The organism is Streptomyces sp. rh34 (assembly GCF_002551245.1).
Taxonomy (GTDB): Bacteria; Actinomycetota; Actinomycetes; order Streptomycetales; family Streptomycetaceae; genus Streptomyces.
This window is the reverse complement of the sequence record NZ_NTGZ01000292.1, coordinates 1-8926: the sequence shown is the minus strand read 5'-3', so window position 1 is coordinate 8926 and position 8926 is coordinate 1. Positions and strand designations below refer to the sequence as shown.

Genomic DNA, 8926 nt, shown 5'->3' with positions numbered 1-8926 from the left:
GCACCGGGCCCTCCGGCCGCGCGACCCGGGCCGTCGACGGGGGCGCCGCCGTCACCTGATCGGTCGCATCGTCCTCCAGCAATGCCGTCACCCTCAGGTCCACCTCGGCGATCTCCAGACCCAGCCGGGCGGCGGCGGCCGTGAGGAGCGCCGCGCGCAGTGCCGCGGCGGCGTCCGGCAGTGGCCGGTCCGGGGCGGCCGAGAACTCCGCCTCGATCCGCAACGGCCCCGGCGGCAGCGCGCTCGGCGGAGCCGGGGGCGGCACCGGGCCCGCCGGGTCCCGCGAAGCGTCGGGGCCGCCCCCGGTGACCGCGCTCTCCACCGCTTCCTCCGTCGGGCCGATCCGCAGCTTCCCGAGCACCGTCCCGGGGAGGGCGGAGGCCCCGCGCAGCACCGACGCGGCGGCCGTCTCCGCGATCCACGCGCCGTCCGCCGGACCGCCCAGCGGCAGCAGCCTGCCCAGGCCCAGCCGTTCCCGTACCGCAGCGGTCCATCCGTCGGCCCTCTGCGGGCCCCGTGCCGTCGTCATCCCCCCAGACTGCCGCATCCACGGCGCGAGATGGGGAAAGCGCACTTAACGTGGGCAAGGAAGTCCAAACCTGCCCCGAAGGGAAGAGCAGCGATGACTGACACCTCCCAGCGCAACAACCCCGACAGCGGGTCCGGTGACAAGACGCCGCTGAGCAAACGCGGCGGCGGCGCCCCGGGCACCCGGGGCCGCACCACCATCGCCGACGGCGTCGTCGAGAAGATCGCGGGGATGGCGGCACGCGACGTGGCCGGCGTCCACGCGATGGGCAGCGGCCTGTCGCGGACGTTCGGCGCCGTCCGTGACCGGGTCCCCGGCGGCGGCAGATCCGTCACCCGCGGGGTCAAGGCCGAGGTCGGCGAATCGCAGACGGCCCTCGACCTGGAGATCGTCGTCGACTACGGCGTGTCGATCTCCGACGTGGCCCGCGACGTACGCGAGAACGTCATCGCGGCGGTCGAGCGCATGACCGGCCTCGAGGTCGTCGAGGTCAATATCGCGGTCAGCGACGTCAAGCTGCCCGACGAGGACGACGATGACGACGACAACGACGATCAGCGCCTTCAGTGACCGTTCCGCATCTCCGTCGCACCGCAGTTGAGGAGAGACCACGATGAGCATGGCTGTCGCCGGCCTGTTGGCCGGCATGGCGCTCGGATTCGCCGGGTATTTCGGCGGGTTCGGAGCCTTCGTACTGGTGGCCGCGCTGGGCGCGATCGGCTTCATCGCCGGCCGCTTCCTGGACGGTGACCTGGAGCCCGGCGACTTCTTCCGGAGTCGCGAGCGCGGCGACCGGCGACGGTGACGGCGGTGACCGGCCGGGTCGCCGCCGCCGAACGGGGCGAGACCCGGATCGCCGACCGCGTCGTCGCCAAGATCGCCGCCCAGGCGGCGAAGGAGGCGGTCGACGAACCGCCGGCGGACGGGGCGTCGCCGCGTGCCACGGTCACCGTGCACCGCGACGCCGCCCGGGTCCGGGTCAGCCTGGAGCTGGGCTACCCCAGCGACATCGGCCGCCAGTGCGGCGCCGTACGCCGCCGGGTCGCCCAGCGGGTCAAGGCGCTGGCAGGCATGGAGGTGCCCGAGGTGGCCGTGCAGGTCGAACGGCTGCACCCCGCAGGAGCGGGCGCCGCGGCACAGGGGAGGATCCGATGACCGAACCCGGTGAACCGACCGGATCCACCCGGCGGATGCCCACCGTCGAACAGAGCGACGGCGGCGCGCGCACGCCGGCCCCGGACGCTTCGGCCGGCGCCCGCGCGCCGGTCCCCACCCTGGAACAGGGTGACGGCCGCGCCGGCCGCTTCTGGTCCGCGCGCCGGGTCCCGGCCGCCCTGCTGGCCCTCGTGGTCCTGGGCGGGGCAGGGCTGCTGCTCTACGACATCGCCGCCGTACGGGCCGGCCATTCGGCCATGCAGTGGCGTCGCTCCCTCGCCGACGGACTGGCCGAACGGCGTCTGGACGACGTCGCGGTGCTCATCGGGGCGGGCGTCGCGGCGCTGATCGGCCTCTGGCTGATCCTGCTGGCCCTCACCCCCGGACTGCGCGACCTGCTGCCGATGCGCCGCGACCGTGCCGACGTACGGGCCGGACTCGACTGCACCGCGGCCGCACTGGTCCTGCGGGACCGGGCCGTTGAGGTGTCCGGCGTGCAGTCCGTGCGGGTCAGGATGGGACGGCGGAAGGCGAAGGTGCGCGCGCTCTCGCACTTCCGGGAACTCGACGACGTACGGACCGACCTGGACGCCGTGCTGGAGAAGACCGTCCGGGAACTGGGCCTGGCGAAGCCGCCGGCCCTCTCCGTCCAGGTGCACCGACCGGCGAAGAAGGGATGAGCCGTATGCGCTCCACCGTCAACCGGGTCCTGCTGGCCCTGGCCGGGCTGGTGCTGGCCGTCGTCGGCGGAGCCGTGCTCGCCGCCGGCCTCGGCGCGTCCGTGCCGTCCTGGTGGCCCTGGGACGGCAGCCACGATGTGCTGCTCAGCGAGGCCGACCGGCACCGCTGGCGGGACGAGGGCTGGTGGTGGCCGACCGTGATCGCCGTCCTCGCCGTCCTCGTGGTCCTCGCCCTGTGGTGGTTCCTCGCCCAGCTCCGCCGCGGCCGCCTCACCGACGTCCTGGTGGACAGCGGTGACGGCGAAGGGGCACAGCTGCGGGGCCGCGCCCTGGAGGGCGTGCTCGCCGGGGAGGCGGGCGAACTGGACGGAGTGGCCCGCGCCCACGCGATGCTGACCGGCCGCCGCACCGCGCCCCGGGCCCGGGTCCGCCTGCTGATGGAACCGCACGCCGCGCCCCTCGGGACGCTGAACGCGGTCGCCGACGGGGCGCTGGCGAACGCCAGGGACTCGGCCGGTCTGGACGGGCTCCCCGCCGAGGTACGCCTCAAGGCCGTCAAGCACCGCGCGGAGCGGGTGTCCTGACGTCCCGTACGGCACCGGACAAGCGGCAGGGCGGGTCAGAAGCCGCGCCGTGCTCCGCCGTCGACCGGGACCATGAGGCCCGTCAGGTACGAGGCGGCGGGGGAGAGCAGGAAGGCCGTGGTCCTCCCGAACTCCTCGGGCGTCCCGTAGCGCCGCAGCGGGATCCGCGCCTCGTTCGCGGTGCGGGCGGCCTCCGCGTCACCGGACAGGGCGTCCAGTTCGCGGACCCGGTCGGTGTCGATCCGGGACGGCAGCACGCCCACCACCCGGATGCCGCGCGGGCCCAGCTCATCGGCCAGCGACTTGGCGAAACCGGCGAGACCGGGGCGCAGCCCGTTGGAGATGGTCAGCCCCGCGATCGGCTCATGGACCGATCCGGAGAGCACGAAGCCGATCACACCGCCCTCGCCGAGCGCGGCCGCAGCCGTCCGGGCGAGCCGTACGGCTCCCAGGAACACCGTCTCGAACGCCGTCTGCCACTGGTCGTCCGTGTTGTCCGCGAGGAAGCCGGGGGCGGGTCCGCCGACGCTGATGAGGATGCCGTCGAGCCGTCCGAAGCGTTCCCGGGCCGTGTCCACCAGGCGCTGCGCGGCGCTCGGGTCGGCGTTGTCGGCGGCGAGTCCGACCGCTTCCGGACCCAGCTCGGCGGCGGCCTCCGCGACGGACTTCTCGTCCCGGCCGGTGATGATCAGTTTCGCGCCGTCGGCGGCCAGGGAGCGGGCCGTGGCGTTGCCGAGGCCCCGGGTCGCTCCGGTGACGATGTAGACGCGGTCCTTCAGTCCAAGATCCATGGCCCTATCCTGCCGGGTCCTCACCGGCGAGGTCGACAGCGGAGTTCACCAGTCCGATATGGCTGAAGGCCTGCGGGAAGTTGCCCAGCTGCCGCCCGGCCGCCACGTCGTACTCCTCGGCCAGCAGGCCCACGTCGTTGCGCAGCTCCAGCAGATGCTCGAACAGCTCCCGTGCCTCGTCCGGCCTGCCGATCCGCTGCAACGCGTCGACCAGCCAGAACGAGCAGGCGAGAAAAGCGCCCTCGTCGCCCGGCAGCCCGTCCACGGAGGAGCCCCGGGTGCTGTAGCGGCGGACCAGACCGTCGCTGCCCAGCTCGGCGCGGACCGCGTCGACCGTGCCGATCACCCGGGGGTCGTCCGGCGGCAGGAAGCCGGTCCGCACGATGAGCAGCGTCGAGGCGTCCAGCTCCCGGGACCCGTAGGACTGGGTGAAGGTGTTCCGCTCGGGGTCGTACCCCTTCTCGCAGACCTCGGCGTGCACGGCGTCCCGCATCGCCCGCCAGCGGTCGGCGTCGCCGGGCAGTTCGGGATTCTCCTCCAGCGAGCGCACCGCCCGGTCGGCGGCGACCCAGGCCATCACCTTGGAGTGCACGAAGTGCCGCCGGGGGCCGCGGATCTCCCACAGCCCCTCGTCCGGCTCGCGCCAGGTCGACTCCAGGAAGCCGAGCAGGCTGAGCTGGAGGTTCCAGGCGTGCGGCTTGTCGCCGAGACCGGCGACGCGGGCCAGCCGCAGCGCGTCGATGACCTCGCCGTACACATCGAGCTGACGCTGGCGGACGGCCGCGTTGCCGGTGCGCACCGGCCGGGAGTGTTCGTACCCGGCGAGCCAGGGCAGCTCCGTCTCGGGCAGACGCCGCTCGCCCGCCAGCCCGTACATGATCTGGAGGTCGGCCGGGTCCCCGGCGACGGCCCGCAGCAGCCAGTCCCGCCAGGCCTCCGCCTCCTCCAGATAGCCGGCCGAGACCAGCGCCCCGAGGGTCAGCGTGGCGTCCCGCAGCCAGCAGTAGCGGTAGTCCCAGTTCCGTACGCCGCCGATCTCCTCCGGCAGGGAGGTGGTCGGGGCCGCCACGATGCCGCCCGTCGGGGCGTACGTCAGCGCCTTCAGCGTGATCAGGGAGCGCAGCACGGCGTCGCGGTAGGGGCCTTCGTAGGTGCAGACGCCGGTCCACTTCGCCCAGTCGTGCAGGGTGTGCTTCAGCGCCTTGCGCGGGTCGACCAGCTTCGGGCGCTGCGCGTGCGAGGGGTGCCAGGTCAGCACGAACGCCACGCTCTCGCCCTCGGAGACGGTGAACGAGGAGCAGGTGCTGAACTGCTGGCCCCACGTCTTGACCGGCGGCTCGCTGCGCAGCCATACGGAGTCGGGGCCGGCGACCGCCACCCGGTGGCCGTGCGAACGCCGCACCCAGGGCACCACCGAACCGAAGTCGAAGCGCAGCCGCAGCACCGAACTCATGTCGACGGTGCCGCTGACGCCCTCGACGATCCGCATCAGGTCCGGCGAGTTGTCGCGCTGCGGCATGAAGTCGATGACCTTCACCGTGCCGGTCCACGTCTCCCAGTACGTCTCCAGGACCAGGGAGTCGTCCACGTACCCGCGCCGGGTGCAGGTGTCCGAGGCGCCCGCTCCCTTGGGTGCGATGCGCCAGTGGCCGTTCTCCTCGGTGCCGAGCAGGGCGGCGAAGCAGGCGCCGGAATCGAAGCGGGGCAGGCAGAGCCAGTCGACGGAACCGTTCCTGCCGACGAGCGCGGCGGTCTGGAGATCGCCGATCAGGGCGTAGTCCTCGATGCGTGGGGTCACGCCTGGCGCTTTCCCGAACCGGGCCCTTGTCAACCAGCCATCGGACCCGGGGGTGTGCCGGATACCTCAGGCGCTCGCCGGTTCGGGCTGCTCGGGGGCGTCGGCCGTCGCGTTCGCGGCCTGCTCACGGTCGCGCTTCTCCCGGCGTACGAGAATGATCCAGCCGACCGGGACGGCGGCGACGAACAGCCACCACTGGACGGCGTAGGCCATGTGCGGGCCGATCGAGCTGTCGTCGGGGGAGGCGATCTGCTCGGGCAGATCACCCGTCGGCCGGGGAGCGGTCTGCTCGATGTATCCGCCGAGGACCGTCCGGGAGAGCAGCTGGGACTGCTGGTCGCTGTTGATCAGCATCACCTGCCGGTCCGGCAGCCCCGCCAGGTCCTTGATGCCGCTGCTGCCGGTCGTCTCGTCCGCCTTGAGGCGGCCGGCGACGGTCACTTCGCCCCGGGGAGCGGGCGGCACGTCGGGGAAGGCGGTCTGGTTCGGCGCGGCCGGGACCCAGCCGCGGTTGACCAGGACGGTGCCGCCGCCCTTGAGATCCAGCGGGGTCAGGACATGTACGCCGATGCGGTCGTCGTCCGAGGTCCGGCGGCGGACGACCACCTCGTGCTCGGTGTCGAACGTCCCCGTCGCGGTGACCGCCCGCCAGTAGTCCGAGCGGGGGACGGTGTGCCCGGGAGAGGTCAGTTCGGAGACCGGGACCGGATCCGCGTCGAGGTTCCGCGAGATCAGCCCGTTCTGCTCGACCCGGTGCTCGTGCCGGTGGAACTGCCAGAAACCCAGCTCGATCATCGTCGGAATCAGCACGAGGCCGAGCAGGGTGAGGATCACCCACTGCCGGGTCAACAGGAAGCGGTACACCCCATGACCGTACAACCGGGGCCATGGGGTGCGGCACTCAGGGGTGTCGCCGGAGCGAACCGGCAGCGAGGTGTTCCGTCACACTTTGTCCACGATGCCCGCCTTCCCTTCGGCGCGGGCGCAGTGGGCGCCGCAGTACCAGTGCCCGTCCACCTCGACGCCCTGCCCGATCACCTGGACCCGGCAGTGCTCGCAGATCGGCGCCATGCGGTGGATGGCGCAGGAGAAGCAGTCGAAGACGTGCACCGCGCCCTGCGCGTGCACCTCGAAGGACATGCCGTAGTCGTTTCCGCAAACCTCACAACGTGCCATGCGCCACAGGGTGGGACGCCCGGCGGCTACGGGGCGAGCGGCTGCCGGGCGAGTCGCGCCCGGTTCACTCCGATGACGGGATGCCCTCCGGCGACGGGATCGCCTCCGGAGGCGGCGGGGGCGCCTGGTGCGGCAGCACGGCACCGTCGGCCGGGGCCACGTCGCGCAGCAGATGGGTGAAGGCGCTCTCCTCCAGGATCGGCGTGCCGAAGGACTTGGCCTTCTGCGTCTTGGAGGTGGCCGCGTCCGGGTCGTTGGTCACCAGCAGACTCGTCAGCCGCGACACACTGGTCGCCACGTGCAGGCCGGCCTCCACCGCCCGGTCCTCCAGCAACTCCCGGTCGATCGAGGTGTCGCCGGAGAAGGCCACCCGCATCCCCTGCTGGAGCGGCTTCTCCTTCTCGTACCGCCCCGGGTTGGGATACGGGCAGGCCGGCCGCTTGCGCGAGGGCCGCCAGCTGTTCTGCTGCCGGGAGGGCTGATAGCCGACGCGCGGGGCGACGGGGGAGTCGGACCACTCGGTGAGCGGACGGCACTCCAGCAAAGGCAGCCGCACCCCGCCCCTGGCCGCCGCGTGCAGGCTCGGCCGGAACGCCTCGGCCAGCACCCGGGCGTCGTCCAGGGCGTGGTGGGCCCGCTGCTGTACGACTCCGAAGTGTGCGGCGAGGGAGGCCAGCTTGTGGTTGGGCAGCGGCAGCCGCAGCTCCTTGGCCAGCGCGATCGTGCACAGCCGGTGCTCGACCGGGGCGATCACCGACGCTCGCGCGTACTCCCGGGCGATCATCGACCAGTCGAACGCCGCGTTGTGTGCGACGAGCACCCGGTCCTTGAGCCGCTTGGACAGCTCGGCGGCGACCTCCGGGAAGAGCGGCGCGCCGTCCAGGACATCGCTCGTCAGACCGTGGATCCACACCGGGCCGGGGTCCCGCTCCGGGTTGACCAGCGTGTACCAGTGGTCCTCGACATCGCCCAGGGCGTCCAGCCGGTAGACGGCGGCGGACACGATCCGGTCGTCGCGGGCGAGTCCGGTGGTCTCCACGTCGACGACCGCGTACCCCTGGGGGTAGGCGGTCGGCCATGGTGCGGCTGTCTGGCGGTCGTCGAGCATGGTCACAGAGAATACGGGCCGCGACTGACAGTCCCCTACTTCGGCCGGACGGGGGCGGGTGCGACGCCTGACCGGAACTCCGCAACTCGCCGGGCCCGCGGCTCCTCTGATTGGCAGAAGGTGCCAAAGACTGCTGACACCAGGTCTCGCATACTTGTGGGTAACAACGTCTAGCCCTCGCCGTCCGGCGGCCCTACGGTGCTCGCATGGAGCCGAACCTGCCCGATGTCGTGCTGTGGTCGATACCGGCCTTCGTGCTGCTCACCGTGATCGAGATGGTCAGCTACCGCCTCCACCCGGACGAGGACGCCGCCGGGTACGAGCCCAAGGACGCCGCCACCAGCCTCACCATGGGCATCGGAAGCCTGGGCTTCGACCTGCTGTGGAAGATCCCCGTCCTGGCGATCTACATGGGGGTCCACGAACTGACGCCCCTGCGGGTGCCCGTGCTGTGGTGGACCGTCCTGCTGATGCTCCTCGCCCAGGACTTCTTCTATTACTGGTCCCACCGCGGCCACCACGTGATCCGGATCCTCTGGGCCTGCCACGTGGTCCACCACTCCAGCCAGAAGTTCAACCTCACCACCGCGCTGCGCCAGCCCTGGACCTCCGCGACGGTCTGGCCCTTCTATCTCCCGCTGATCGCCTGCGGGGTGCACCCGGCGGCGCTCGCGTTCTGCCAGTCGGCCAACCTGGTCTACCAGTTCTGGGTGCACACCGAGCGCGTCGGCAAGCTCCCGCGCCCCTTCGAGTACGTCCTCAACACGCCCTCCCACCACCGCGTCCACCACGCCTCCCAAGGCAGCTACCTGGACCGCAACTACGGCGGGATCCTGATCGTCTGGGACCGGATGTTCGGGTCGTTCGCGGCCGAGACCGAGCGGCCCGTCTACGGGCTCACCAAGAACATCTCCACCCACAACCCGCTGCGCGTCGCGACCCACGAGTACGCCGCCATCGCCCGGGACGTCCGGGCCGCCGACACCTGGAGCGAGCGGGCCGGACGGGTCTTCCGCGGGCCCGGCTGGCAGCCGGCGTCGAAGGCGGGGGCCAACGATCCGGCGCCCGCCTCCGTACCCGCCCAGGCAGCCGCACCCGCACCGGT

General features: G+C 72.3%; 12 protein-coding genes. 6 read left to right on the top strand and 6 right to left on the bottom strand.

Annotated features, from left to right (window positions below):
* Window positions 1-529, bottom strand: a 529-nt coding sequence (locus CR470_RS32810) for a hypothetical protein (protein WP_179892450.1), incomplete at its 3' end; no start/stop codon positions are given.
* Between the two features lie 93 nt (window positions 530-622).
* On the opposite strand from CR470_RS32810, the gene CR470_RS32805 reads away from it, so the two are divergent.
* The 5 genes from CR470_RS32805 to amaP are packed head-to-tail and all read left to right on the top strand — an operon-like array spanning window position 623 to window position 2948.
* On the top strand, window positions 623-1099 hold the full coding sequence (locus CR470_RS32805; RefSeq protein ID WP_097871103.1) for an Asp23/Gls24 family envelope stress response protein: 477 nt from the start codon (window positions 623-625) through the stop codon (window positions 1097-1099).
* 43 nt (window positions 1100-1142) lie between these two features.
* Complete coding sequence (locus CR470_RS32800; RefSeq protein WP_006123598.1) at window positions 1143-1334, top strand: hypothetical protein; 192 nt, start codon at window positions 1143-1145, stop codon at window positions 1332-1334.
* Window positions 1331-1684, top strand: a complete 354-nt coding sequence (locus CR470_RS32795; protein ID WP_097871102.1) for an Asp23/Gls24 family envelope stress response protein — start codon at window positions 1331-1333, stop codon at window positions 1682-1684. The genes CR470_RS32800 and CR470_RS32795 overlap by 4 nt, the downstream gene beginning before the upstream one ends.
* Complete coding sequence (locus tag CR470_RS32790; protein ID WP_097871101.1) at window positions 1681-2364, top strand: DUF6286 domain-containing protein; 684 nt, start codon at window positions 1681-1683, stop codon at window positions 2362-2364. Before CR470_RS32795 ends, CR470_RS32790 begins: the two co-directional genes overlap by 4 nt.
* A 5-nt stretch (window positions 2365-2369) precedes the next feature.
* Window positions 2370-2948: an alkaline shock response membrane anchor protein AmaP gene (gene amaP, locus CR470_RS32785; protein ID WP_097871100.1), complete on the top strand. Its 579-nt coding sequence runs from the start codon at window positions 2370-2372 to the stop codon at window positions 2946-2948.
* A 35-nt stretch (window positions 2949-2983) separates the two neighbouring features.
* Here the strand turns inward: amaP and CR470_RS32780 are convergent, their stop codons facing one another.
* The 5 genes from CR470_RS32780 to CR470_RS32760 form a co-directional block, all read right to left on the bottom strand.
* The gene (locus tag CR470_RS32780; protein WP_097871099.1) at window positions 2984-3739 is read right to left on the bottom strand and encodes an SDR family oxidoreductase; all 756 of its coding nucleotides are present in this window, start codon (window positions 3737-3739) and stop codon (window positions 2984-2986) included.
* A 4-nt stretch (window positions 3740-3743) separates the two neighbouring features.
* Window positions 3744-5537 carry a glycoside hydrolase family 15 protein gene (locus CR470_RS32775; RefSeq protein WP_097871098.1) on the bottom strand — a complete coding sequence of 598 codons (1794 nt, stop codon included), beginning with the start codon at window positions 5535-5537 and terminating at the stop codon, window positions 3744-3746.
* Window positions 5538-5603: 66 nt separating this feature from the next.
* On the bottom strand, window positions 5604-6401 hold the full coding sequence (locus CR470_RS32770) for an SURF1 family cytochrome oxidase biogenesis protein (protein ID WP_097871097.1): 798 nt from the start codon (window positions 6399-6401) through the stop codon (window positions 5604-5606).
* A 78-nt stretch (window positions 6402-6479) separates the two neighbouring features.
* A complete protein-coding gene (locus tag CR470_RS32765) occupies window positions 6480-6713 on the bottom strand; it encodes a hypothetical protein (RefSeq protein ID WP_007459448.1) in 234 nt (77 codons plus the stop codon).
* Between the two features lie 64 nt (window positions 6714-6777).
* Window positions 6778-7827 (bottom strand): DEDDh family exonuclease, encoded by a 1050-nt coding sequence (locus tag CR470_RS32760; protein ID WP_097871096.1) that lies wholly within the window; start codon window positions 7825-7827, stop codon window positions 6778-6780.
* A 200-nt stretch (window positions 7828-8027) separates the two neighbouring features.
* Between CR470_RS32760 and CR470_RS32755 the strand changes: the two genes are divergently transcribed.
* A partial coding sequence (locus CR470_RS32755; RefSeq protein WP_179892449.1) for a sterol desaturase family protein occupies window positions 8028-8926 on the top strand: 899 nt, incomplete at its 3' end.